This window comes from Bradyrhizobium genomosp. I (2014), from assembly GCF_000261685.1.
Taxonomy (GTDB): Bacteria; Pseudomonadota; Alphaproteobacteria; order Rhizobiales; family Xanthobacteraceae; genus Bradyrhizobium.
Genome location: NZ_AJQE01000299.1, coordinates 1 through 24,217, shown reverse-complemented (window position 1 = coordinate 24,217; position 24,217 = coordinate 1). Strand labels below are relative to the sequence as shown.

At 66.3% G+C, this 24,217-nt stretch carries 18 protein-coding genes and 1 pseudogene; 10 read left to right on the top strand and 9 right to left on the bottom strand.

What is annotated here, in order from left to right; all coding sequences use genetic code 11:
* Positions 1-265: 265 nt before the first annotated feature.
* Positions 266-1,219: an AEC family transporter gene (locus IC50_RS27780; RefSeq protein WP_035712245.1), complete on the bottom strand. Its 954-nt coding sequence runs from the start codon at positions 1,217-1,219 to the stop codon at positions 266-268.
* 106 nt (positions 1,220-1,325) lie between these two features.
* Between IC50_RS27780 and hspQ the strand changes: the two genes are divergently transcribed.
* A complete protein-coding gene (gene hspQ / locus IC50_RS27775; RefSeq protein WP_035712243.1) occupies positions 1,326-1,658 on the top strand; it encodes a heat shock protein HspQ in 333 nt (110 codons plus the stop codon).
* Positions 1,659-1,729: 71 nt separating this feature from the next.
* Here hspQ and IC50_RS27770 read toward each other — a convergent pair whose 3' ends face one another.
* Positions 1,730-2,542: an invasion associated locus B family protein gene (locus IC50_RS27770; protein WP_035712240.1), complete on the bottom strand. Its 813-nt coding sequence runs from the start codon at positions 2,540-2,542 to the stop codon at positions 1,730-1,732.
* 259 nt (positions 2,543-2,801) lie between these two features.
* Here IC50_RS27770 and IC50_RS27765 point away from each other — a divergent pair, with 259 nt between their 5' ends.
* The 3 genes from IC50_RS27765 (at position 2,802) to IC50_RS27755 (ending at position 7,459) form a co-directional block, all read left to right on the top strand.
* The gene (locus IC50_RS27765; protein ID WP_035712238.1) at positions 2,802-4,643 is read left to right on the top strand and encodes an extracellular solute-binding protein; all 1,842 of its coding nucleotides are present in this window, start codon (positions 2,802-2,804) and stop codon (positions 4,641-4,643) included.
* 4 nt (positions 4,644-4,647) lie between these two features.
* Positions 4,648-6,150: a class I adenylate-forming enzyme family protein gene (locus IC50_RS27760; protein ID WP_035712235.1), complete on the top strand. Its 1,503-nt coding sequence runs from the start codon at positions 4,648-4,650 to the stop codon at positions 6,148-6,150.
* A gap of 85 nt (positions 6,151-6,235) precedes the next feature.
* On the top strand, positions 6,236-7,459 hold the full coding sequence (locus IC50_RS27755; RefSeq protein WP_035712233.1) for a hypothetical protein: 1,224 nt from the start codon (positions 6,236-6,238) through the stop codon (positions 7,457-7,459).
* A 124-nt stretch (positions 7,460-7,583) separates the two neighbouring features.
* On the opposite strand, the gene mfd is transcribed toward IC50_RS27755, so the two are convergent.
* Complete coding sequence (gene mfd, locus IC50_RS27750; RefSeq protein WP_035712231.1) at positions 7,584-11,102, bottom strand: transcription-repair coupling factor; 3,519 nt, start codon at positions 11,100-11,102, stop codon at positions 7,584-7,586.
* The gene (locus tag IC50_RS27745) at positions 11,099-11,389 is read right to left on the bottom strand and encodes an FAD assembly factor SdhE (RefSeq protein ID WP_035712229.1); all 291 of its coding nucleotides are present in this window, start codon (positions 11,387-11,389) and stop codon (positions 11,099-11,101) included. The genes mfd and IC50_RS27745 overlap by 4 nt, the downstream gene beginning before the upstream one ends.
* 219 nt (positions 11,390-11,608) lie before the next feature.
* Here IC50_RS27745 and recG point away from each other — a divergent pair, with 219 nt between their 5' ends.
* Positions 11,609-13,717, top strand: coding sequence for an ATP-dependent DNA helicase RecG (gene recG / locus IC50_RS27740; protein ID WP_035712227.1), 2,109 nt, complete (start codon positions 11,609-11,611; stop codon positions 13,715-13,717).
* Positions 13,718-13,872: 155 nt separating this feature from the next.
* Here the strand turns inward: recG and IC50_RS27735 are convergent.
* The 3 genes and pseudogenes from IC50_RS27735 to glmS form a co-directional block, all read right to left on the bottom strand.
* Positions 13,873-14,726 (bottom strand): annotated as a pseudogene (locus IC50_RS27735) (DUF1932 domain-containing protein).
* A 105-nt stretch (positions 14,727-14,831) separates the two neighbouring features.
* Positions 14,832-15,602: a DUF502 domain-containing protein gene (locus IC50_RS27730; RefSeq protein ID WP_035712225.1), complete on the bottom strand. Its 771-nt coding sequence runs from the start codon at positions 15,600-15,602 to the stop codon at positions 14,832-14,834.
* Positions 15,603-15,686: 84 nt separating this feature from the next.
* Positions 15,687-17,513 carry a glutamine--fructose-6-phosphate transaminase (isomerizing) gene (gene glmS / locus IC50_RS27725; RefSeq protein WP_035712222.1) on the bottom strand — a complete coding sequence of 609 codons (1,827 nt, stop codon included), beginning with the start codon at positions 17,511-17,513 and terminating at the stop codon, positions 15,687-15,689.
* Between the two features lie 219 nt (positions 17,514-17,732).
* On the opposite strand from glmS, the gene IC50_RS27720 reads away from it, so the two are divergent.
* Positions 17,733-17,951: a hypothetical protein gene (locus IC50_RS27720; protein WP_035712218.1), complete on the top strand. Its 219-nt coding sequence runs from the start codon at positions 17,733-17,735 to the stop codon at positions 17,949-17,951.
* A 6-nt stretch (positions 17,952-17,957) separates the two neighbouring features.
* Here the strand turns inward: IC50_RS27720 and glmU are convergent, their stop codons facing one another.
* On the bottom strand, positions 17,958-19,325 hold the full coding sequence (gene glmU, locus IC50_RS27715; RefSeq protein ID WP_035712217.1) for a bifunctional UDP-N-acetylglucosamine diphosphorylase/glucosamine-1-phosphate N-acetyltransferase GlmU: 1,368 nt from the start codon (positions 19,323-19,325) through the stop codon (positions 17,958-17,960).
* Between the two features lie 172 nt (positions 19,326-19,497).
* Here glmU and IC50_RS27710 point away from each other — a divergent pair, with 172 nt between their 5' ends.
* From IC50_RS27710 to IC50_RS27700, 3 genes are all read left to right on the top strand, one after another.
* Entirely contained in the window at positions 19,498-20,856 is a 1,359-nt protein-coding gene (locus IC50_RS27710) for a hypothetical protein (RefSeq protein ID WP_035712214.1), read from the top strand.
* 133 nt (positions 20,857-20,989) lie between these two features.
* Positions 20,990-21,430 (top strand): MgtC/SapB family protein, encoded by a 441-nt coding sequence (locus IC50_RS27705; protein ID WP_028178747.1) that lies wholly within the window; start codon positions 20,990-20,992, stop codon positions 21,428-21,430.
* Between the two features lie 85 nt (positions 21,431-21,515).
* Positions 21,516-21,896, top strand: coding sequence for a hypothetical protein (locus tag IC50_RS27700; protein ID WP_035712212.1), 381 nt, complete (start codon positions 21,516-21,518; stop codon positions 21,894-21,896).
* Here IC50_RS27700 and IC50_RS27695 read toward each other — a convergent pair.
* Entirely contained in the window at positions 21,856-23,415 is a 1,560-nt protein-coding gene (locus IC50_RS27695) for a glycoside hydrolase family 17 protein (protein WP_035712209.1), read from the bottom strand. The two genes, IC50_RS27700 and IC50_RS27695, sit on opposite strands and share 41 nt — an antisense overlap.
* 340 nt (positions 23,416-23,755) lie before the next feature.
* Here IC50_RS27695 and IC50_RS27690 point away from each other — a divergent pair.
* On the top strand, positions 23,756-24,217 hold a 462-nt coding region (locus tag IC50_RS27690; RefSeq protein ID WP_035712288.1), incomplete at its 3' end, for a hypothetical protein.

Below are 24,217 nucleotides of genomic sequence, written 5' to 3'. Positions count from 1 at the left end.
CCGACGCGGAGACCCCCCTCTCCCCAACGCTCCCCCGCAAGCGCAGGGCTATCGCACATTAGGTGTGGCCTCGGGGGGCACCGACAGTCCCCACAGCGTCATGGCCGGGCTTGTCCCGGCCATCCACGCCTTTCCACGCAGCACGGAGAACGTAGATGCCCGGGACAGGTCCGGGCATGACGACCTCTGTTGAACGTCCAAATGCGATTCCCCTACCCGCAAGCGGGAGAGGGAGCGCACTGTTCGGGTCGCCAGCAGTTTCACCTTAAGGAAACGTCAGCCGCCCGCTCTGGATCGCCCACATCACGCTGGTCAGCGTGACCACTGACGCAAACGTGCCGAGCAGCACGGCCACGGAGGCGGATTCGATCCAGGCGTCGTTCTGCCGGGCGATCACGAACACGTTCAGCGCCGGCGGCAGCGAGGCCATCAGCACGGCGGTGGCCGCCCAGGGCTGGGCGAACGGACCGAACGCCAGCATCAGGCCGAAGGCTGCGAGCGGATGGATCAGGAGCTTGACCGCGATCACGCCCGGCACTTCCCATGGCACCCGATCGAATGGGCGAAGCGCCACGGTCACTCCGAGCACGAACAGCGCAGTCGGAGCGGCTGCGTTCTGGAGGAAGGCAATGGTGCGATCGAGCGCGACGGGCAGCTCGATATGCAGCGCCGCCACCGCTGCGCCGAAGCAGGCCGACATGATCAGCGGATTGAGCACGATCTGCTTCAGCACGACGCCGAAGGCATGGACGAGCGAGGGATGGTCGCGGTCGGAGAGCTCGATCAAGAGCGGCACGATCGTGAACAGGAAGATGCTGTCACAGCAGAAGATCAGAGCCGTCGGCGCCGCAGCCTTGGTTCCGAGCACGGCGAGCGCCAGCCCGGGCCCCATGTAGCCGATATTGCCGTAGCCGCCGGAGAGACCTGCGAGCGTGGCCTCGCGCAATGTCAGCCGGCCAACGACCTTGCCGACCACCAGCGCCAGCGTGAACGCTGCAACCGTCGACAGCGTGGTCGCCACCAGGAAGGGCGGGTTGTTCAATTCCGAAAACGGCGTCTTCGACATGATCGCGAACAGCAGCGCCGGCAGCGACACGTAGAGCAGGAAGAAGTTCATCCAGGCGAGGCCCGATTCCGGGAGGGACTTGACCTTGCCGCAGGCGAAACCGACGAAGATCAAGCCAAAATAAGGCAGTGCCAGATTGAGGATATCGACCATTGATGAAGTGTTTTCTGAAGGCTTGGGGACTATCCGCCCCGGAAACGAAGGTTAATTCCAGATGAGGGCACTAGCATCGGCCACAATCCTGGTCTATCGACGGGGAATGATTAAAGCGCGGACCGCGAAATTCCAGATCGGACAGGTCGTTCGCCACCGGATCTTCTCGTTCCGGGGGGTGATCTTCGACATCGATCCGGAATTCAACAACACCGAGGAGTGGTGGCTGTCGATCCCCGAGGAGGTGCGGCCCCACAAGGACCAGCCGTTCTATCACCTGCTCGCGGAGAACGCGGAGTCGGAATACGTCGCCTATGTCTCGGAGCAGAACCTGATGCCGGACGATTCCGGCGAGCCGGTCCGGCATTCCCAGGTCGCCGAGATCTTCATCAAGGACAAGGCGGGCGGCTACCGCCCGCGCAATCCGTCGCTGAACTGAAATTCGCCGTCAGCAACGGGACAGCAAAAAAGGCGCTCGAACCGAGCGCCTTTTTCTTGTTTGGGATGTGATCACTTCTGCGCAGTCGGAGGCGCCCCGGGGGCGCCGCCCTGCTGTTCGAGCTTCTTGCGCTGCTCGTCCGCCTTCTTCTGAAGCTCTTCCTGAAGCTTCTTCTGGGTTTCCTCGAACACCTTCGGATCGGTCGGCGGACCGTCATAGGCCTTCTGGAATTCGCCGGCGAGAGGCAGCGGCAGGGTCAGCGGTGCGCCGTTGGCGTTGATCGCCTGGACAACGAGATTCTGGCCCTTCTTCATGTTGTTGATGAGCTCGGGCGTGGCCTCGTAGTCGGACATGCAGCCGTTCTGGAAGCAGATCACATACGGGCTCTGCAGCGGCGGATTGTTGTCGACGATGATGCGGGTGCCGTGCACGAGCTGCATGCCGAGCGGCAGCGTCACGCGCAGGATCTTCTTGGGCTCGCCTTCCGGCTCGATGATGACAGCCGCGATGACGGGCTGGCCCGACTCGATGCGGCCATCCTTGCCGGTGAAGCAGACCTGCTTGGCATTGGCGTCCTGGCCCTTGAGGCAGAATTTGGTCCAGGGGGCGTAGATCAGCTGGATCTGCTGGTCAGCGGGCTGAGCCGCGCCCTGCTGCCCCGGCGCGCCCTGGGCGGGAGCCTGCTGGGCCTGGGGCGCCGGAGCCGGTGCGGGAGCCTTGGGGGCAGCCTTCGGCGCGGCTTTCGGAGCCGCCTTGTGCGCGCCCGGGGCCGGCGCAGGAGCCTGGGCCTCGGCGGCAAACGGAACGGCCAACACCGTCGCCGTCAACAGGGCGAGAAGTCGCCCGCGCGGCCGGACGGACGCGGCCAAGTAACGGAAATTCATTGCGGAAAACCCTTTCTGAACGGGAAGTGCCCGAACCGCTCCGAAAGCGCCGAACCTGGCCGCCTTGGGCGGCTCTCTCCCCGTCAATTGAGGCGGATAAGTGACGGGCTCGACGCTCTTGCGCGATTGGGTGCCTTCTTAACGTGGCCGACGAAAAGATCAATGCCGACAACCGTCTTTGGCCGGCCCGGCGCCAGCGCCCCACCAAATTCCCTGTGATAGGATTCGGGCCCGCCGGTCCTCGAATCAGCGTGTGCCGATGTTCATGTTCCTGCGCCTTCTCGAGGGCTCCGGCGTCCGCCTCTGCGTCCTCGCCCTTGCTGTGGTCACTGGACTTTCGGCAGGCGGCGCCCGGGCCGAGGAGACCCATGCCATCGCCATGCACGGCAAGCCGGCGATGCCGGCCGATTTTACCCACATGCCCTACGCCAACCCCGATGCGCCCAAGGGCGGTCGCTTGACCTGGGGCATTCTCGGAACCTTCGACAGCCTCAATCCCTTTATCGTGAGGGGTTTGGCCGTGCAGCAGATGCGGAGCTACGTGGTCGAGAGCTTGCTGGCCCGCGGCCAGGACGAGCCGTTCACGCTCTATGGCCTGCTCGCCAGGTCCGTCGAGACCGACGAGAGCCGGACCTTCGTCACGTTTCACCTCGATCCCCGCGCCCGCTTCTCCGACGGTACGCCGGTGCTTGCCGAGGACGTGCTGTTCTCCTGGCAGCTGCTGCGCGACCACGGCCGCCCCAATCACCGACAGTACTACGCCAAAGTTGCCAAGGCCTGGGCGACCGATCCCCTCACCGTCCGCTTCGACCTCGCGGGGGCCAACGACCGCGAGCTGCCGTTGATTCTCGGCCTGATGCCGATCCTGCCGAAGCACGCAGTCGACGTCGCGACCTTCGAGGAGACGACGCTGGCCGCACCGGTCGGCTCCGGCCCTTACCGGGTCACGGCGGTGAAGCCGGGGGCCAGCGTGACGCTCACCCGCAATCCCGACTATTGGGGCCGCGACCTGCCCATCAACCGGGGGCTCTACAATTTCGACGAGATCCGGCTCGATTATTTTCGCGAGGCCAACGGCCAGTTCGAAGCCTTCAAGCGCGGCCTCTACGATTTCCGCGTCGAGCATGAGCCGCTGCGCTGGCACGACGGCTACGATTTTCCAGCCGCACGAAGCGGCGAAGTGATCCGCGACATCATCAAGCCCGGCGTGCCGCAGCCTTCCGAATTCCTGGTCTTCAACACCCGCCGTCCGATCTTCGCCGACATCCGGGTGCGCCAGGCCCTGACGCTGCTGTTCGATTTCGAGCTGGTCAACCGCAACTACTTCTTCGGGCTCTATTCGCGCGTTGCCGGCTATTTCGCCGGCTCGGACCTGTCGGCCTATGGCCGCCCGGCGGATGCGCGCGAACGCGAGCTGCTCAAGCCGTTCGCCGCACGGATTCCAGCCCATATCATGGACGGCAGTTATCGCCTGCCGGTCACCGACGGATCGGGGCGCGACCGCATGACGCTGCGCGCGGCGCTGAAGTTGCTGTCGGAGGCCGGCTACGATCTCGAGGGCACCGTGCTGCGCAACCGTGCGACCAAGGCGCCCTTCACCTTCGAGATCATGGTCACGACCCGCGACCAGGAGCGCATTGCGCTCGCGTTCCAGCGCGACCTCAAACGCGCCGGCATCGAGCCGACCGTTCGCTCGGTCGATCCCGTGCAGTTCGACCAGCGCCGGCTCGCTTACGAGTTCGACATGATCCAGAATCGCTGGGACCAGTCGCTCTCGCCCGGCAACGAGCAATATTTCTACTGGGGCAGTGCTGCCGCGGATAATCCGGGCACCCGCAACTACATGGGCGCCAGGGATCCCGCGATCGATGCCATGATCGCCGCCCTGCTCGAGGCCCGTGAACATACGGATTTCGTCTCTTCGGTGCGCGCGCTCGACCGCGCCCTGATCGCGGGCTTCTACACAATCCCGCTGTTTAACGTATCGGAGCAATGGATCGCGCGCTGGAATCGGATAGAACGGCCCAAGGCCACCTCGCTCTCGGGCTATTTGCCGGAGACCTGGTGGTCGAAGGGGCAGCAAGCTCATCAAGCAAAGTGACGCCGTGAACCAGCCAGCAATATCGCCGACGCTCGACACGCTGTTTCAGCGCACGCTGATGCGGCAGCCGCACGCGACCGCTCTGCTCGATCCCGTCAACAAGGCGCGCATCACCGGGCACCAGCCGCGGCGGCTGAGCTATGCCGAGGCCGACACCGCCATCGAGGCGCTGTCAGCCCATTTCGTCGAATCCGGCCTGCCGGCCAATTCCGTCATCGCGATCCAATTGCCTGCCACGGTCGAGTTCGTGCTCACCGTGCTCGCCGCCCATCGCGCCGGCCTCGTCGTCGCGGTGCTGCCGCTGCTGTGGCGGCACGCGGAGCTGACCGCGGCGCTGAACCGCACCGCGGCGCGCGCCATCGTCACCATGAGCACGGTCGACGGCGTCAGCTATGCCGACCTCGCGATGCATGCGGCCGCCGAAGCCTTCTCGATCCGACATGTCTACGGCTTCGGCGGCAACCTGCCCGAAGGCATGGCTTCGCTCGACGAGGTGCTCGCTCGCCCGCCCGGCACCACGCGCGCCGTGATCCAGGACGGCCGCAAGGCGGCGATGATCTCCTTCGACGTCACGGCCGAAGGCTTTCGGCCGGTGCCGCGGCCGCATTTCAGCCTGATCGCCGGCGGCCTCGCGATGTCGCTCGAAGCCGACATCAAGCAGGGCGCGACCGTGATGGCGGGGTTCGCGCCGATGTCGTTCGCGGGGCTGGCCTCCTCGCTCGCCGTGTGGCTGCTCTCGGGCGGCGCGCTGGCGCTGCATCATCCGTTCGAGAGCGAGGTGCTGGAGCAGCAGATCAACGAGCATGAATGCGAGGTGCTGATCGCGCCGGCCCAGCTCGCGCTGCGGCTCGGCGATTCCGACCTCGCGGCACGGATGCCGTCCTTGCGCAACGTCATCGGCCTGTGGCGCGCGCCCGAGCAGGTGGCGGCGAGCGATGCCTGGATCGCGCCGCATGCTCCGCTGACCGATGTCTATCTGTTCGGCGAGGCCGGACTGTTCGGCGCCCGCCGCGGCGAGGACGGCATGCCGGTGCCGGTCATGCCGGGGCCGCACGGCGCCCCGCGCGAGCAGTCGGGCTCCTCCATTGCCGGCGAGATCCTGCTGACGCCGAAGGGCACGCTCGGCCTGCGCGGCGCGATGGTGCCGATCGCGGCCTACGCCCCGCCGCAGCCGGTCGGCGAGACGCTGACCGCGCAGCCTCCGCGCGACTATGTCGACACCGGCTATGCCGCGCGGCTCGATCGTGCGAGCGGCGCGATCTGCATCACCGCGCCACCCTCCGGCATCATGGCCGTCGGCGGCTACCGCTTCCTCTCCAACGACCTCCAGGAATGGGCGCGCCGGCTCGGCCAGGGCGCCCTGCTCACGGCGCTGCCCGACCGCCTCTCGGGTCACCGGCTGGCCGGGCGGGCCCAGGACAACGCCCGCGCCCGCGAGGCACTCAGCGAGCTCGGGCTTAACCCCCTGATGGTCGAGGCTTTTCGCGACCGCTCCGGGCCGGCTTGAGCACAGTTTCGCGCGATCCGTTGACGCTGCATTAAGGCGGCCGGACTAGATTGCGCGGCAGCTGTTGCGTAATCAGAGTTTGTCGATGTCCCAGACGGGTCCGATCCTGTTTGTGTCCGATGCCGAGCGCCCCGCCTTCGTGGCGACGCTGGACGAGGCCCGGCTCTTTCCCGTCATCGACACCGACTGGGCCAGCGCGGCGCAGGCGGTCGAAGAGGTGCAGCCGGCCGCGGTTCTCGCTGCGATGCATGCCGGACACGAGCCGCATGTGACGGCGCTCGCAAAGAAGATCGCCGGCCAATCGCCCTACCTTCCCTTCGTGGCCCTGGATCCGGCGGACACGCTGCCGCACAACGCCCTGCCTTTCTCCTCGCGCGGCGGCAGTCCCGACCGCCTGGTCGCGCGGCTCCGCGCCGCGCTACGCGTGCGCACGCTGCATGCAACGGTTCTGCGCCGGCTGCCGGAAGTGACGGTCGCGCTGCCGGAGGGCGATCCCGCACGCGATGCCACCGTGCTCCTGATCGGTCGCGGCGCGGCCTATCCTGCGCTCTCCGTCACGCTGGGTGAGCGCGTCGGCGTGGTCGGCGCGCTCTCGATCGAGGCCGCCGCCAAACATCTCAACACCCGCGACCTCGACGGCGTCGTGCTCGCCGAAGGTTTTACCGCGCGCGTGACCGATGCCTTCCTCACGGTGCTCGCGGAGGACACCCGCTTCCGCAGCCTGCCGGTGGTCGTCACCGCGCATCAGCTCACGCAGACGTATGACCTGCCCAATCTCGAGCTGATCCCGGGCGAGCCGGCAAAGGTCGCCGCCAATGCGCTGCCGCTGATCCGCCAGCACGCGATGGAAGCGCAGCTGAGCCGCACGCTGCGTTCAATCGACGCCGGCGGCTGGATTGATCCACGCAGCGGCCTGCTCACGGTGGAAGCCTTTGCCCGCGATTTTGCCAAGGCGGTCGAGCAGACGCTCGCCCGCGGCGGCGGCCTCTCGGTCGCGCGCTTCGCCTTCGATCCCGGCAACTCCCGCGCCCAGCTCGATGCCGCGCGCATCCTCAGCCGCCTGATGCGGCAGATGGATTTCGGGGCGGCACAGAAGGACGGCTCCGTCGTTGTCGTGTTCGCGGAGACCGACTTCCGCACGGCCCACATGATCGCGCGCCGCCTCTCGGCGGTGATGCGGCACACCTCCAACGGGAAGCACGAGATGCGCAGCGATCCCGTGGTCAGCGTGGATTCGCTGTCCCCGTCGGATACGGCAAGGTCATTGCTGGCGCGGCTGTCGGCGGACGCATCGAGGGCGGCGTCGTAGATACAACTGCGCTGCCGTAGCTGCCGTAGGGTGGGCAAAGGCGCGTAGCGCCGTGCCCACCATCTTTCAACAACAACGGATCGGTGGGCACGCTTCGCTTTGCCCACCCTACGGCACCTCGCTCCTACGCCGCCTTCTTGCTCTCGGCGAGCTGCGCAAGCTGCCGCATGATCTCCGTCGTGCCGGCGAGGCGCTCCTCCGGGGTCTCCCAGTCCTGCAGGAACACCACCTTCATGTCGGGCCGCACCTTGGCGGCCTGGCCGTGGCTGCGGATGAAGGTCACGAGGCGGTCGGGATAGGCGAAGGAATTGTCGCGGAAGGCGATGACGGCCCCCTTCGGACCGGCGTCGATCTTCTCGACATTGGCCCGGCGGCAGAACGCCTTGATCGCGGCGACCTTGAACAGATAGCGGACTTCGTCCGGCAGCACGCCGAAGCGGTCGCGCATCTCGGCGCCGAAGTTCTCGATCTCCTCCTCCGTATCGAGATCGGCGAGACGCCGGTACAGCGACAGCCGCACCGAGAGATCGCTGACGTAGTCCTCCGGGATGAGCACGGGCATACCGATGGTAATCTGTGGTGACCAGCGGTCGGCAGCGGGCTCGGAGACGCCGGCCTTGAGGTTGACGATCGCCTCCTCCAGCATCGATTGGTACAGCTCGAATCCGACCTCCTTGATGTGGCCGGACTGCTCCTCGCCCAGGAGATTGCCGGCGCCGCGGATGTCGAGGTCGTGCGAGGCGAGCTGGAAGCCTGCGCCCAGCGTCTCCAGCGACTGCAGCACGGTGAGCCGGCGCTCGGCCTGTGCGGTGATCTTCTGCTGCGCCGGCAGCGTGAACAGCGCATAGGCCCGCAGCTTGGAACGGCCGACCCGGCCGCGGAGCTGATAGAGCTGGGCCAGGCCAAACATGTCGGCGCGGTGCACGATCAGCGTGTTGGCGTTGGGGATGTCGAGGCCGGATTCGACGATGGTGGTCGACAAAAGAATGTCGAACTTGCCGTCGTAGAACGCGGTCATGATGTCCTCGATCACGGCGGGCGGCATCTGGCCGTGCGCGACCGCGACCTTCATCTCGGGCACGTTCTTGTCGAGGAAGTCCTTGACTTCGGCGAGGTCGTCGATGCGCGGCACTACATAGAAGGCCTGGCCGCCGCGATAGCGCTCGCGCAGCAGCGCCTCGCGGATCATCAAGGGATCGTGCGGGGCGACGAAGGTCCGCACCGCAAGGCGGTCGACCGGCGGCGAGGCAATGATCGAGAGTTCGCGCACGCCGGTGAGCGCCAGCTGCAGCGTACGCGGGATCGGTGTCGCCGACAGCGTCAGCACGTGCACCTCGGCCCGCAGCGCCTTCAGCCGCTCCTTGTGGCTGACGCCGAAATGCTGCTCCTCGTCGACGATGAGGAGGCCAAGGTCACGGAATTTGATCGCCTTGCCGAGCAGCGCGTGGGTGCCGACGACGATGTCGACCGAGCCATCGGCCAAACCCTTCTTGACCTGGTTCAGCTGCTTGGTCGGGATCAGCCGCGAGGCTTGCGCCACGTTCACGGGAAAGCCCTTGAAGCGCTCAGTGAAAGTCCTGTGGTGCTGGCGGGCGAGCAGCGTGGTCGGCACCACCACCGCGACCTGCTTGCCATCGAGCGCAACGGCGAAGGCGGCGCGCAGCGCGACCTCGGTCTTGCCGAAGCCGACGTCGCCGCAGATCAGCCGATCCATCGGGCGGCCCTTCTCGAGATCCTTCAGGGTGGACTCGATGGCCCCCAGCTGGTCCGCGGTCTCGTCATAGGGGAAGCGCGCGCAGAACTCGTCATAGAGGCCCTGCTGCACCGGCAGTTTCGGTGCCTCGTGCAGCATGCGCTCGGCGGCGATCTTGATCAGCTCGCCCGCGATCTCGCGGATGCGGTTCTTCAGCTTGGCCTTGCGGGTCTGCCAGCCCGAACCGCCGAGACGATCGAGCTCGACCGTGGTCTGGTCCGAGCCGTAGCGCGACAGCAGCTCGATGTTCTCGACCGGGAGGAACAGCTTGGTCTCGGCGGCATAATGCAGCTCGAGACAATCATGCGGCGCGCCGGCGACATCCAGGGTCTGCAGGCCGATGAAGCGGCCGATGCCGTGCTCGACATGGACGACGATGTCGCCGGCGGCAAGGCTCGTCACCTCCGAGATGAAATTGTCGAGCTTGCGGCTGGCCTTGCGCGGCCGCACCAGGCGATCGCCCAAGATGTCCTGCTCGCTGATCAGCGCGATCTCGTCGGTCTCGAAGCCGCTCTCGAGGCCGAGCACGGCGAGCATGGTCTCGTTCCGCGGCGTCGCCTGCACCGTCCGCCAGCTGTTGACGCTGGTGGTATGGGCGAGCTTGTGGTCGCGCAGCATCGAATTCATGCGGTCGCGCGAACCTTCGGTCCACAGCGCGATCACGACCTTCTTGCGCTGGGCCTGCAGCGCCATGACGTGGCTGACCACGGACTCGAACACGTTGACGCTGGTGTCGTTGCGCTCGGGCGCGAAGTCGCGGCCCTTGCGTGCGCCGGCATCGACGACGCCTGCGCCGTCGGTCGGCACGGAAAATGGCGTCAGCCGCGCCAGCGGGATATCGCCGAGACGCCTGGTCCATTCCTCGTCGGTCAAATAGAGCCGGTCGGGCGGCAGCGGCTTGTAGATCGCGCCGCCGCCGGGATGCTCCATCGCCTCGCGACGGGCTTCATAGTAATCGAGGATCTGCTTGAAGCGTTCGCGCACGGCGTCCTCGGCCTGCGGCTCGATCGCGACCGCCGCGCCTTGCAGATAGTCGAACAGCGTGTCCATGCGGTCCTGGAACAGCGGCAGCCAGTGCTCCATGCCGGGATGGCGGCGGCCCTCGCTGACGGCCTCATAGAGCGCATCGTCGCGCTCGGGCGCACCGAACTCGGCGACATAGCCCATGCGGAAACGGCGGATCGTATCTGTGACGAGCTGGAACTCGGAGACCGGCACGAGGTCGAGCGAGCGCATGTCGAGCAGTGTGCGCTGGGTCTCGGCATCGAAGGAGCGGATCGATTCCAGGCTGTCGCCGAAGAAGTCGAAACGGACGGGCTGGTCGAGGCCGGCCGGAAACAGGTCGAGGATGCCGCCGCGCACGGCGTATTCGCCGGGCTCGCGTACGGTCGAGGAGCGGTTGTAGCCGTTGTGCTCGAGCCAGGCGACGACGGTGTCCATCGGCACCACGTTGCCCGGGGCGACCGACAGCGCCTGCGCCGCGACGAGCTCGCGCGCGGGCACGCGCTGCACGACGGCGTTCACGGTCGTCAGCACGATCAGCGGCTTGTCGCTGCCGGTGAGCGAAGCGAGCCGCGCCAGCGTCGTCAGGCGCTGCGCCAGGATGCCGCCATGCGGCGAGACACGGTCATAGGGCTGGCAGTCCCAGGCCGGGAAGGTCAGCACCGGAAGATCCGGCGCGAAGAAACGCAGCGCCCGCTCGAGCTGCTGCATGCGTCCGCCGTCGCGGCACACCACGGCAAGGCTGACGGTCGGCTTCTTCGGCCGCGCCGCGATCGCCCGCGCGAGGTCGGAGACGACCAGCACCTCGGCGCCCTCGGCGACATTGGCAAGCGTCACTGCTCTGCCGGGCGTCAGCAGCTCGGCCGGAGATTTCATGCCCTGCTTCATGCGTCGCCGTCCGCGATCGGAAACGCCTTGATGCGGGCGAACAGCGCGCCGGTGACGTCGGCCGGCAGTACCTTGTCGCCGGTGATGGCGGCATAGAGATCAGGATCGTTGACCTCGAGCAGGGTCTCCAGCTCGGTCAATTCAGGCTCGGACAGGTTGCCGATCTCGGCATCCGCGAAGCGGCCGAGGATCAGGTCCATCTCGCGCGTGCCGCGGTGCCAGCAACGGAACAGAAGCCGCTTGCGGCGGTCGTCCAGCCCGCTGCTCGATCGTGTCGTTCCCGTCATGTCTCAAATCCAGTCAAACGCAGAAAGCCCGGACGTGCCGGGCCGGGGTGATATAGCCACTCGAGGTGGCCGTGTCAGCCCTTTGTTCCGACAGTTCGCCCATCCGGTCCGTCATGGCGGGGGCGCTATCCCGGCTATCCACGTTGGGGCTGCAAAAAAGACGTGGATGCGCGGCACAAAGCCGGGCATGACGGCGAGGAACGATCTTAGATTCCACGAATGCGCCCCAGCCTGCTCAATCCGCTGTTTGCTCCCGTGACCAGCCTGCCCGGCGTCGGTCCGAAGCAGGACAAGCTGCTGCGGTATCTGCTCAGCCGCAACGAGACGCCGCGGCTGGTCGACCTGCTGCTGCATCTGCCGAGCCAGGTCATCGATCGCCGGGCCCGGCCGAAGATCCGCGACGCGGCCGTCGGAACCATTGTGACGCTGGAGGTCACCGTCGATCGCCACCGCCCGCCTCCGCCGCGCAATGCGCGCGCGCCATATCTCGTCTACGCCAGCGACGACACCGGCGATGTCGTGCTCACCTTCTTCCGCGCCAAGCCCGGCTATGTCGAGAAACTGCTGCCGGTCGGCGAGAAGCGCTACGTCTCCGGCACGCTGCAGATGTATGACGGCATGCCGCAGATCGTGCATCCCGACCGCGTGCTCGACGAAGAGGCGATTGCAAAGGTCTCCGGCATCGACCCGGTCTATCCGCTGACCGAGGGCCTCGCGCTCGGCTCACTCCGCCGTGCGATCGCGCAGGCGCTGCAGAAGCTGCCTGCGCTGCCGGAATGGATCAGCCCGGAGGTGATGCGACGCTGCAATTTCCCTCCGGTCGCGGAAGCGCTCACGCGCGTGCACCAGCCGGTCGAGCTCACAGACATCTTGCCGGACCAGGCGTTCTGGTCGCGCCTCGCCTTCGACGAGCTTTTGGCCGGCCAGCTCGCCCTCGCCCTGATCCGCGCACAGCTGCGCCGCCCCGCCGGCGTCCGCAATGCCGGCGACGGGCACCTGCGCAACATGATCATCGATGCGCTGCCCTATGCGCTCACGCCCTCGCAGCGCAGTGCGGCGGCTGCCATCGCCGACGACCTCAAGCAGCCGGTGCGCATGTTGCGCCTGCTACAGGGCGATGTCGGCTCGGGCAAGACTGTGGTGGCGTTGCTCGCCGCCGCTGCGGTGGCCGAAGTTGGCAAGCAGGCGGCGCTGATGGCCCCAACCGAAATCCTGGCGCGCCAGCACATCAAGACCATCGCCCCGCTCGCCGAGCGCGCCGGCATGCGCGTCGCCATCCTCACCGGCCGCGAGAAGGGCAAGGAGCGGCGCGAGATCATCGCCCAGCTCGCCGCAGGCGAGATCGACCTCCTCGTCGGCACCCATGCGCTGATCCAGGACGATGTGATCTTCAGGGATCTCGCGCTCGCCGTCGTCGACGAACAGCACCGCTTTGGCGTCCGCGAGCGCCTCGCGCTGACGTCGAAGGGCGAGGCCGTCGACGTGCTGGTGCTGAGCGCGACGCCGATCCCGCGCACGCTGGTGCTGACCTATTTCGGCGACATGGACATCAGCGAGCTGCGCGAAAAGCCCGCCGGCCGCCAGCCGATCGACACCCGCGCCGTCGCCATGAGCCGGCTCGGTGAGGTGATGGACGGTGTCGGCCGCGCGCTCGAAACCGGCAAACTGGTCTACTGGATCTGTCCGCTGGTCGAGGAATCCGAGGCCGAGGGCACCGAGCACCTGACCAACGCGACCAGGCGTTTCGAGAGCCTGCAAAAGCGCTTCGGCGAACGTGTCGGCCTCGTCCACGGGCAGATGAAAGGCACCGAGAAGGACCGCGTCATGGGCCAGTTCGCCGCCCACGAGATCGGCCTGCTGGTCGCGACCACCGTGGTCGAGGTCGGCGTCGACGTCCCGGCCGCGACCATCATGGTGATCGAGAATGCCGAACGCTTCGGCCTTGCCCAGCTGCACCAGCTGCGCGGCCGCATCGGACGCGGCTCGGAGGCCTCGACCTGCATTCTGCTCTATGGCGAGCCGCTCGGCGAGATGTCGAAGGCACGCCTGAAAGTGATCCGCGAGACGACCGACGGCTTCCGCATCGCCGAGGAAGACCTGAAGCTGCGCGGCGAAGGCGATGTGCTGGGTGTGCGCCAGAGTGGCCTGCCCGGCTACCGCATCGCGCGCCCGGAGGTGCACGGTCAGCTGATCGCCCAGGCCAGAGACGAGGCGCTGCGGATCCTGAAGGACGATCCGAAGCTGAAGGGCGAACGCGGCGAGGCGCTGCGGTGCCTGCTGTATCTGTACGAGCGGGATGAAGCGATCCCGCTGATCGGCGCGGGTTGAGGCTTCCACAAAGACGGTACCAGAGCGACTCGCAGAGTCTCCTCCCGCGTCATTGCGAGCCAACGGGTCCGCGCGAAGCGCGGCCCCGTTGGCTCGCAATGACGATCTGGACAAGACATCTGCAACTTGACGGGTTCTGTTCGCGGAGACTGCCCTCATCCCCTCTTCTTGCTCGTCTCGGCAAACGCCTTCAGCAACGCGGCATCCATAGCTTCGCCTTTGGCATCCTCCGCCAGATGCTCGAACCACCGCGCAAAACCCTCGTAGATCTGGCTGGCGGGATGATCGGGTCCGAGGAATCCTGAAATCTCCCGCATCTCGGCGACCCAGCGATAGGCCTTCGTGATCATGTCCGGCAACGCGACTTCGAGCCGGGCCAGGACCGCGGGCTGGCTCAGCGCAAGCTCGTCGCGCAGCGCATCGGCCGCGCCCGCCTTCGTTGCTGCGACCACCATGGCCGAGCCGATGCCTGCGAGGCCCTTGACGATGCCGGCGTAGGACATTTTGAGCGCCGACGCCGCGCCGACCGGACCTTTGACAATCCGCACGTCGAGGCCGAGATCCTCAGCACGGCAACGTCGTTGGCGTGCTCGCCGGACATGTAGAAGGCCGGGCTCTTGCCACCTCGTTGCGGCGGAAAGCCGATGATGCCGGCATCGACGAACGGCGCCTGCGCCGAGCCGATGATCTCCTCGATTCTTTGCACGGTATCGACATTGACCGCATTGCAGTCGACCACGACCGGCTTCTTCGCGCGCCGGACGATCAGCGCGGCGAGACGTTCGGCGAGTGCCACGGCCTCACCCGGCGGCACGATGGAGAGGATGATATCGGCGTCTGCGATCGCGTCATCCTCGGCGCCGACCATGCCGGCGTCCGCCGCCCGTTTCAGCGTCGCTTCGCTCCGGCCTTTCAAGGAGGTCAGCACGCGCGCGCCGTTTTCGCCGAGGCGGCGGGCCACGGCGCTGCCCATGGCGCCGGGGGCGAGGATCGCGATTGTTTTGGACATCGTGCACTCCAGGTCGAATTCCGAGCGCGGCGCTCAGTTCGACCGGAAGACTAGCAGAGGATGCGGGTCCTTGCGTGAACGCGGACATCCCGCGAGGGAATGGCCCTACTCCACCTTCGCAGGCTCGGGCTGAAGCGTGGAGGCATTTGCAATCCGCGCGGCATTGGCCATGCCCGCCAGCGCGGCCGCCTTCTTCGGGTCGGGTGCCGAGCCCGGCTGCACCACGCCGGCCGACATGATCAGCGTGGCTGCGTCCTCGGCGGTGAGATCGACCTCGATGATCCTGCTCTTCGGAACATAGAAGAAGAAACCGGTTGTCGGGTTCGGCGAGCACGGCAGGAATACCGAGACGTGCTCCTCCTGTCCCGGCAGGTTGCGCGCGATGTCCTCGCTCGGCGATTGCGAGATCAGCACGATCGACCACATGCCCGGCGAGGGAAACTCGACGAGGCCGACTTTGCGGAAGCTCGAGCCCTTGCCCGAGAACAGCGTCTCGAACACTTGCTTCAGGCCGCGGTAGATGGCGCGCACGGCCGGGATCCGGCCGAGGAACGTTTCGCCGACATCGACCAGCGTCCGGCCGATCAGATTGGCCGCGAGGAAGCCGACCAGCGTCAGCGTGAAGAATGCGACAATGAGTCCCCAGCCGGGCACGCCATAGGGCAGATAGGTCTCGGGCCGGTAGGCCAGCGGCACGAACGGCCGCACCACGCCATCAACCCAGGTGACGAACCACCAGACCAGATACAGGGTAATTGCGATCGGGCCCGTTACGACGAGGCCGGTGAGGAAATAGTTGCGGAAGCGGCCCATCAGGCCGGTATGCGGTTCCGGGACGGGATCAAGGGGCGCGGGCGCGTCGTCGCGGGGGGTCATTCGGGTTCCAGGTCGGTCGCTGCAAACAAGCTAGGGTCTTCTAGCAGGTTTTGGAAGACTGCGACCGACCGATATCCCGTCTGCCTATTCCACGGTCACCGACTTGGCGAGGTTGCGAGGCTGGTCGACGTCGGTGCCCATGACGACAGCCGTGTGATAGGCGAGCAACTGCACGGGGACGGCATAGACCATCGGCGTGAAGGCCGCCGCCATGTCGGGCATGACGATGGTGACGAGGGACTCGACGGTCGCCTCCTCCGCGCCCTTGGCGTCCGTCATCAGGATGATATTGCCGCCACGCGCGGCGACCTCCTGCATGTTCGAGACGGTCTTCTCGAACACCCGGTCGTAAGGCGCGATGACGACGACAGGCATGGTCTCGTCGATCAGCGCGATCGGTCCGTGCTTGAGCTCTCCGGCCGCATAGCCTTCGGCGTGGATGTAGGAGATCTCCTTCAGCTTCAGCGCGCCTTCGAGCGCCAGCGGGAAGCTGGTGCCGCGACCGAGATAGAGCACGTCGCTCGACTTGGCGATCCTGTGCGCGAGCTTTTCGATCTGGAGTTCGGTGGTGAGCGCGTCCGCCATCAGGCGCGGGACCTCGACGAGGCCGTGGACCAGCTTGGTCTCGTCCTCGTCGGACAGTTCGCCGCGGGCCTTGCCGGCCGCAATCGCAAGGTTTGCCAGCACCATGAGCTGGCAGGTGAAGGCTTTGGTCGAGGCCACGCCGATCTCGGGTCCCGCCAGCGTCTGCAGCACGGTCTCGCTCTCGCGCGCGATCGTGGAGGTCGGCACGTTGACGACGGCGACCGTGTGCACGCCTTGAGCCTTGGCATAGCGCAGCGCGGCCAGGGTGTCGGCGGTCTCGCCGGACTGCGAGATGAAGACGGCCAGATCGCCCTTGCGCAGGGGAGCCTCGCGGTAGCGGAATTCGGAGGCAACATCGACCTCGACCGGTACGCGCGCAAAGCGCTCGAACCAGTATTTTGCGACGAAGCCGGCATAGCTCGCGGTGCCGCACGCCGTGATGTTGACGCGCTGGATGGTCTTGAAGTCGAACGGAAGCTCGACCGGCAGCGAGACGCGCTCGGTCGCCATGTCGACGTAGCGCGCCAGCGTGTGGCCGACCACTTCCGGCTGCTCGTGGATCTCCTTCGCCATGAAGTGGCGGTAATTGGCCTTGTCGACCAGCGAGGTCGAGGCGGCGTGCCTGATCTTGTCGCGCTGAACGGCGTAGCCGTCCTTGTCGAAGATGGTCGCGCTGTTGCGGGTCAGCACGACCCAGTCGCCGTCTTCGAGATAGCTGATCGTGTCGGTGAACGGGCCGAGCGCGATGGCGTCGGAGCCGAGATACATCTCGCCGTCGCCGTAGCCGATCGCCAGCGGCGGACCGTTGCGGGCGCCGATCATGAGATCGTCGTCGCCGGCGAAAATGAAACCGAGCGCGAAGGCGCCGCGCAGCCGCGCCAGCGTCAGCTTCACGGCCTCGACCGGCTTGTTGCCGCGCGCGAGCAAATCGTCGACGAGATGCAGCACGATCTCGGTGTCGGTCTCGGTGTGGAACACCGTGCCCTTCGTCTCGAGCTCCTCGCGCAACTCGCGGAAATTCTCTATGATCCCGTTGTGGACCACGGCGACGCGCTCGGTCGCGTGCGGATGGGCGTTGTTGACGGTCGGCTTGCCGTGGGTGGCCCAGCGGGTGTGACCGATCCCGGTCGTACCGTTCAATGGCTCCGCCTCGAGCCGCTTCTCCAGGTTCTTCAGCTTGCCCTCGGCGCGGCGGCGCTCCAGGTGCTTGCCTTCGAGCGTGGCGACGCCCGCGGAATCATAGCCGCGATATTCAAGACGTTTGAGCGACTCCACCAATTGCTCCGCAACCGGCTTGCGCCCGAGAATGCCGACAATCCCGCACATGCGGATCACTATCCCCCAAATCGCCGAAAAATCGCCTAAACGACGCGGTCGGTTTTAGCGAAACTCCTACGGAACCAGATACTCAATAATTATTGCTGATTGAGACAGCGCCAGATCACACCGAGCGTCGCCTGCGTCGATCTGGCCGGCCCTTAACCTTTTCATGTTAACTCACTATCAACATGTTTGGCCAACGATTCCCGCCCAGGAGAGACGGCCATGAGAAGCTCATCCGACCGCAAAGGCCTGTCGTCGTTGCATGTGCGCGCCAGCGAGACCTCGGGCACGCACCTTGCGCATTGGCCGCCGCCCCAGCGCGGCAAGGAAAGCAAGCCCGTCTTTGTCAAGCATTCCCAGGGCGAGCCGGTCAAGCGCGCCAAGCCGCGCGGCTGGCGCCTGACCCGCGCGATCTTCTCCGAATTCGCGGACGACGAATAGCGGCGCTCACTTCTCCGGCTTCTTTTCGAGAGCCTTGCCGCCCGTCTTCATCTCCCGATAGCGCGTCGCGCCGCCTTCCCGAATGGTCTGCTGGCTCCGCTCCAGCGCCATCGCATCGTCGGGCACGTCGCGGGTAATCACCGAGCCGGAGCCGATATAGGCGCCGTTGCCGATCGTCACGGGGGCGACGAGCGAGGAGTTGGTGCCGACGAACGCGCCCTGCCCGATCACCGTCTTGTGCTTGCCAAAGCCGTCGTAATTGCAGGTGATGGTGCCTGCGCCGATGTTGGATTTGGCGCCGACGATCGCATCACCAATGTAGGCGAGATGATTGGCTTTCGCTCCCGCCTCGAGAGTCGCGGCCTTGGTCTCCACGAAGTTGCCGATTTTGGCGCCTTCGCCGAGCGAGCTGCCCGGCCTCATGCGCGAGAACGGACCGACAGACGCGTTCCTGCCAATCGAGCTCTGCACCATGTGCGAGAAGGAATGGATCACCGCGCCGTCGGCGATCGAGACACCCGGACCGATCACCACGAACGGCTCGATGGTGACGTCCTTGCCGAACACGGTGTCGGCGGACAGGTACACCGTCTCAGGCGCGACCAGCGTGACGCCGGCCTCCATTGCCGCCTTGCGCAGCCGCTCCTGCATGACGCTTTCCGCCTCGGCGAGCTGTGCCTTGGTGTTGATGCCGCGCACCTCGTCTTCACCGGTCTCAATCACGACGGACTCCCATCCCTTTTCGCGGACGATGCCGACTGCGTCCGTCAGATAATATTCGCCCTTGGAATTGGCATTACCGATCTCATCGAGGATCTCGAGCGCGCGGCGGCCGTCGACCGCCATCAGGCCGGCATTGCACAGATCGATCCTGCGCTCCTCTTCACTGGCATCGGCCTGCTCGCGGATCGCGACCAGGCGGTCGCCCTCGACGATGAAGCGGCCGTAGCCGGTCGGATCGGCGGCGCGAAAACCTAGCGCGGCGATCGTGGCGCCTCTGGCGAGCGGTTCACGCAGCCGCGAGAAGGTCTCGGCCGAGATCAGCGGCGTGTCGCCGAACGCAATCAGGAGATCATCGACGCCCCGCGCAATCGCCTCGCGCGCCGCCAGCACTGCATGCGCGGTGCCAAGCCGTTCGCTTTGCACGAAGGTGAGCGCGTCGGGTCGGCTGCGCCTCGCCTCCTCGGCGACGGCCTGGTGATGGGGACCGATCACGACTGCGAGCGACGTGCCGGCTCCCTTTGGTGCGGCGGCGAGCACATGGGCGAGCAGCGTCTGATGTGCGACGGGATGCAGCACTTTCGGCAGGCTCGATCGCATGCGCGTGCCTTCGCCGGCGGCGAGCACGATCGTGAGGCTGGAACGGACGGTCATCGAAATCCTGTCAGATACGGCCGAATCGATTGGCGCGGCAGGCGGCAGACCGCCCTGGTGCTCCCGCCTTGCTACCCCCGCAAACGCCCGGAATTCAAGTGCGGGGCGCAATTCCTGTTAATGTTCCCTGATTGATTCGGGGAAGCCGGACAGGGCTGGGCACTTAAGATTCATGGCAAAGGATTCCGACCCACTGGCGGATGCCTTCGGCACCAAGGAGACCGGCGGGCTGTTCTCCGGACTTCTGGCCGAGGAGAACGCGTTCGACCGGCGCGTGATGTGGCGGCTGGGCTCCTGGGGGGTGACGGCCGTGGGCGCGGTTGTCATTGCGGTGATGGCCAACCAGGCCCAGCTGGGCTGGCGGCGCGACCAGGTTGCCTCCGCCGATCTCGCGCGGCAGGCCGACCGGCTCCAGATGCTGACCAAGGAGAGCCAGAACGAGGCCCGCCGCCTTGCCGCCGCGATCGAGACGCTGAACACCGATCGCGACCGGCTCTATTCGCGCGTCACCGTGCTGGAGCAAGGGCTTGATTCCGTCACCGGTGCCATCGCCCGGCAAACCGCCACGCCGCCGCAGGACGCGAAGCCGCAGGACGCGGCGCCGGCGACTGCAGCTCCCAGCGTTGCGCCGGTCGCCTCGACCCCAACCACGGCGGGCGAGAAGCCGCGCACCGAAGCCGCCAGGGATGCTCAGAAGGACAGTCCGAAGGAATCGCTGAAGGAGCCGTCGAGCCCGCCGCCGCAGACCGCGGCCGCCGCCTCGCTCATGCAACAGACGCCGGCAATGAATTCGGCGCTGCCGACCATTCCTCCGGGGTCGTCCAGGTCGCTCGTGGCGCCGCCGGATCCGGCCATATCGAAGCTGGTTCAGCCCGAGGCAGCCGAGAAGAAGCCCGCTCCGGCCGATCTCGCCGCGGCAGCACCAAAGCCACCGGAAGCGGCCGAGAACGAATCCTCTGCGATCGCAGTTCAGCAGACGCGTTTCGCGATCGATCTCGGCGGCGCCAACTCGATCGACGGCCTGCGCGCGATCTGGCGCGGGCTGACCAAGTCCAATCCGGAGATCGCGGCGCTGCGGCCGATCATCATGATCAAGGAAGGCGCCACCGGCCTCGGCATGCAGCTCCGCTTAGGGGCCGGCCCCCTGGTCAACGCCGCCGTCGCCGCAAGATTCTGCGCGAGCCTCGCCGAGAACGACCGTCACTGCGAGACCACCGTGTTCGATGGTCAACGCCTGTCGATGCGTGGCGGCCAGGAAAAGGGACAAGAGAAGGGCCAGGAAAAAGCGCAAGAGAAGACCCAGGACAGGGTTCAAGAGAAGAGCCCGGAGAAGAATCAGGACGCGGTGCCACAAGCCGAAGCTGCGCCGGCCGCAAAGCCCGAAAAGCCGCAGCGCCGCCGCAGCCACTCCTCGAAACGATCCAAGCACGAAGAGCCCGCGCCCGCTCCCGCGGCGCAGCCTGCGCCGGCGAAGCCGGAGGCAGCATCAACGTCCGCGGGATCGACGCTGTCGTCCTTCTTCAGGCGGTAACGCCTCCCGTCCCGGACGGAGGCTGCGGGCATGCGACCAACGGACGCTTGGACCTGAGCCGCGCTTCGCAGCAAGTTCGCGATCACATCCGACGAACTCCGAGCGTCGCCCCTCCTGAAACACGTGGGTCTTCATGAACGAGCTGGATGATGTCCTGAGGCTTCTCGTCGCGGCCGGAACAGGGCTGCTGATCGGCATCGACCGCGACATGAACGACAAGCCGGTGGGCATGCGAACCCTGGCGCTGGTGGCTCTCGGCTCCGCGCTGGTTTCGATCTCCGTGATCGAGTTCCAGAACCTGCGCGACCACCCGGATGCGATCTCCAGGGTCATTCAGGGCGTCGTTGCCGGCGTGTTGACCGGCGTCGGCTTCATCGGGGCAGGCGTCATCCTGCACGACGCCAAGGCGAAGACGGTTCACGGCCTCACCACGGCCGCAACGGTCTGGATCGCGGCCGGCCTCGGCATTGCGTGCGCATTGGGAGCCTGGCTGCTCGTCGGAGCAGCCATCGCGGTGACGTTGCTCGTGCTGTTCGTGCTGGGCTGGGTCGAGCGCCGGCTGGGGCTGAAGTAATTCTGGCGTCGGCAGGAACATCCGACCATACAGAAACGTCGCCCGCCCTGTTGCCTGCCCGCGCCATCCCGACCATATTGCGCCCATGACAAAGAAGCCTTTTCGCCTCACGCCCTACCAGGTGCAGTTCCTGATCGTCGTCGGCTTCGTCGCCGTCGGCTATGCCAGCTACTTGCGCTATCTCGGCATCGAGCTCTCGACGGTCGCGCTCGCCTGCGACGCCGGCCTGCAGACCGCGACCTGCAAGGCGCGTTCGGTTGCGACCGTGCTGTTCAAGAATTCGGTGTTCGGCATCGTCGCTCTGGTGGTGGCGACGCTGAACCTGATGCGGCCGTCGATCGTGCTGCTCACCGTCGGCATCGTCGCCGCCGGTCTCGGCATCGTGCTCTACAATGTCGTTTTGTCGGGCCTGGCGATCGGCCTGTTCATTCTCGGATTTGCTCGGCCCGCGCCCGCCACAGCGTGAGCGCGAACAACAGATAGATCGCGCACGTCCACAGCGACTGCCAATTGTAGCGGCCTTCGTTGACCAGCACATAGGCGGCCGAAAGCGTCAGCACGCCCGCGAACACCGATTCCGCGATCGGACGCTGGCCGACCTGCGGCCGGTTCAGCATCAGCAGCGCAAACGGCACCACCGCCATCGTCAGCGAGGCGTAGGGAAAATCCTTGTAGCGCGGGTCGAACACGAAGCCGAGCGCGGTCTGCGCCGCGATCACCGCCGTGACCGCCAGCGTCAGGCCGAGCACGGCGGTGAGCTTCGACCATTTCCGGCCCTCGCGCGGACCGAGCAGATCAAGGAAGGTCGGAAGGCTGCGGCCGATCACCATGGCCTGTGCGCAGAAGATCGGCGACAGGATGCCGGCGAGCAGCAGCGCGCCCCAGAGCAGCCAGCCGCCGATGCCGTAGCTCTCGTAATACATCTTGTCGGCGCCGATCCCGAGCAGGATACCCGCCGTCGTCGCCGAGATGCCGACGCCGAGCCAGGCCGAGAAGCGCGGCGTCCACGGCCGCCGGCGCAGCGTGATCATCGCGACCGCGAACACCAGCACGCTGAGGCCCATGCCGGCGCCCATGTACCATTTCCAGTACGGGAAATTGCTGATCGGCTGGCCGGGCGGATATTTCAGATTTCGCCGCACCGAGTCGTACAGGCCCCAATAGCCGCCGACGGTGCCTTCCAGCTTGCGCTTCCACGGCTGGTCGTAGGACTCGATCAGATTGACGCGAAACTTCTGCGCCTTCGCAAGGCTCAGGATTTCCGAGACGACGCGCGCCTGGTTGGTGCGCGACGGCAGCGCGCCGTCGCGCATACGGCCCTCGCTCGGCCAGCCGGTTTCGCCGATCAGGATCTCCTTGCCGGGGAACGCCACCGCCATGCGCTCGCGAATCGACTCGACATGGGCGGCGGCGAATTTCGCCTTGATGGGGAAATCCTCCCAATAAGGCAGGATGTGGATCGTGACGAAGTCGACGGCGTCGGAGACCTCGCGGTTCTTCAGCCAGTACTCCCAGACGTCGGCATAGGTGACGGGCACGCTGACTTGCGCCTTCACCAGGCGGATGATCGAGACGAGGTCCGCCGTCGTCATCTCGCCGCGCAGCAGCACCTCGTTGCCGACGATGACTGCGGTGATGATGTCCGGGAATTCCTTGGTGAGGCGCACGGCGAGCGCCGCCTGCGCGAAGTTCTTGGCTCGGTTGCTGGAGAGCCAGATGCCCTGCAGCACCTTCAGCCCGCCGACCTTGGCGGCGATCGCCGGCACCTGGTCGAGCCCGTTCTCCATCGAATAGGTGCGAACGCAGTCGGTGATCTCTTTGAGCTGGCGCAGATCCTGCTCGATCTGATCGGCCTCAATGTGAGTCCAAGCGTTCAGCGGCGTCTGCTCGCCGCGGAACGGCGCGTAGGAGACGCATTGGACCTTCTCGGCAGGATCGATCGGAGCGCGCGCGAGCGTGATTGGCGTCGCCAACCACCACCACACGGCAGCAATCGCGCCCAGTGAAACGAGCAGAAGCGCCAGTGGCGTACGAAGAGAAATCGGTTCGGTCCTCCGCGAAGGGCCCGTCGATTACCCGCTTGCACGCCGTCTGCCAAGGGGGTGCCCAGATGCCGATCCACTCTGCGGATCCGCTCCTCCCCCAAAGGAATGCGGCTGGGCTGTTCGACCGGGCTGTAGGATCGTGACTTTGCTGGACAAAATTCGAAATACAGGTCATGGACTCCGAAAGACTTTTCCGCCGCATTGGAGACCCATTTGGACGCCATCACCGGCGCGTCCGCGGGATCCTGACGCGGACGGCAGCGGATACATTGGGGAATTCATGCGGCAACGGGTGTTCGAGTTACGAAACGCGGTCCTGCGGCAGTTCGCCGCCACCTTGGCCGTCTCCTCCTTGCTCGTTCTGACTGGTGTTGGTGGCGCCTCCGCCCAGAGCGGCGCACCAGCCCCCGACCAGGGCAAGGCCGCCGCCCAGCCCGCCGACGCTGCCAAGGATGCCGCCCAGAACCAGCGCCGCACCGACGAGTTCGCCGAAGCGGCCAAGGTGATCAACGGTCCGGCCGGCAACCCCGAATGCGTCTGGCTCGGCCGGCGCGTGGTCCGGCTGATGTGGCGCGACGACCTCGATACCGCGTTCCGCCATCTCGACCTCTACGACCGCTTCGGCTGTCCCGGCGGCCACATCCAGGCCGCCTTCCGCTGCCTGACCCGGTTCGGCGCCCAGATCGATCCCAAGGTGGCCGAGACTCTGGACAGCCGCGTGCACGCATGCTGGATCAACCCG

What these genes read in the sequence shown, in the direction of transcription:
- IC50_RS27780 (WP_035712245.1), bottom strand. Translation starts at nt 1,219, where the DNA reads ATGGTCGATATCCTCAATCTGGCACTGCCTTATTTTGGCTTGATCTTC.
- hspQ (WP_035712243.1), top strand. Translation starts at nt 1,326, where the DNA reads ATGATTAAAGCGCGGACCGCGAAATTCCAGATCGGACAGGTCGTTCGC.
- IC50_RS27770 (WP_035712240.1), bottom strand. Translation starts at nt 2,542, where the DNA reads ATGAATTTCCGTTACTTGGCCGCGTCCGTCCGGCCGCGCGGGCGACTT.
- IC50_RS27765 (WP_035712238.1), top strand. Translation starts at nt 2,802, where the DNA reads ATGTTCATGTTCCTGCGCCTTCTCGAGGGCTCCGGCGTCCGCCTCTGC.
- IC50_RS27755 (WP_035712233.1), top strand. Translation starts at nt 6,236, where the DNA reads ATGTCCCAGACGGGTCCGATCCTGTTTGTGTCCGATGCCGAGCGCCCC.
- mfd (WP_035712231.1), bottom strand. Translation starts at nt 11,102, where the DNA reads ATGAAGCAGGGCATGAAATCTCCGGCCGAGCTGCTGACGCCCGGCAGA.
- IC50_RS27745 (WP_035712229.1), bottom strand. Translation starts at nt 11,389, where the DNA reads ATGACGGGAACGACACGATCGAGCAGCGGGCTGGACGACCGCCGCAAG.
- recG (WP_035712227.1), top strand. Translation starts at nt 11,609, where the DNA reads ATGCGCCCCAGCCTGCTCAATCCGCTGTTTGCTCCCGTGACCAGCCTG.
- IC50_RS27730 (WP_035712225.1), bottom strand. Translation starts at nt 15,602, where the DNA reads ATGACCCCCCGCGACGACGCGCCCGCGCCCCTTGATCCCGTCCCGGAA.
- glmS (WP_035712222.1), bottom strand. Translation starts at nt 17,513, where the DNA reads ATGTGCGGGATTGTCGGCATTCTCGGGCGCAAGCCGGTTGCGGAGCAA.
- IC50_RS27720 (WP_035712218.1), top strand. Translation starts at nt 17,733, where the DNA reads ATGAGAAGCTCATCCGACCGCAAAGGCCTGTCGTCGTTGCATGTGCGC.
- glmU (WP_035712217.1), bottom strand. Translation starts at nt 19,325, where the DNA reads ATGACCGTCCGTTCCAGCCTCACGATCGTGCTCGCCGCCGGCGAAGGC.
- IC50_RS27710 (WP_035712214.1), top strand. Translation starts at nt 19,498, where the DNA reads ATGGCAAAGGATTCCGACCCACTGGCGGATGCCTTCGGCACCAAGGAG.
- IC50_RS27705 (WP_028178747.1), top strand. Translation starts at nt 20,990, where the DNA reads ATGAACGAGCTGGATGATGTCCTGAGGCTTCTCGTCGCGGCCGGAACA.
- IC50_RS27700 (WP_035712212.1), top strand. Translation starts at nt 21,516, where the DNA reads ATGACAAAGAAGCCTTTTCGCCTCACGCCCTACCAGGTGCAGTTCCTG.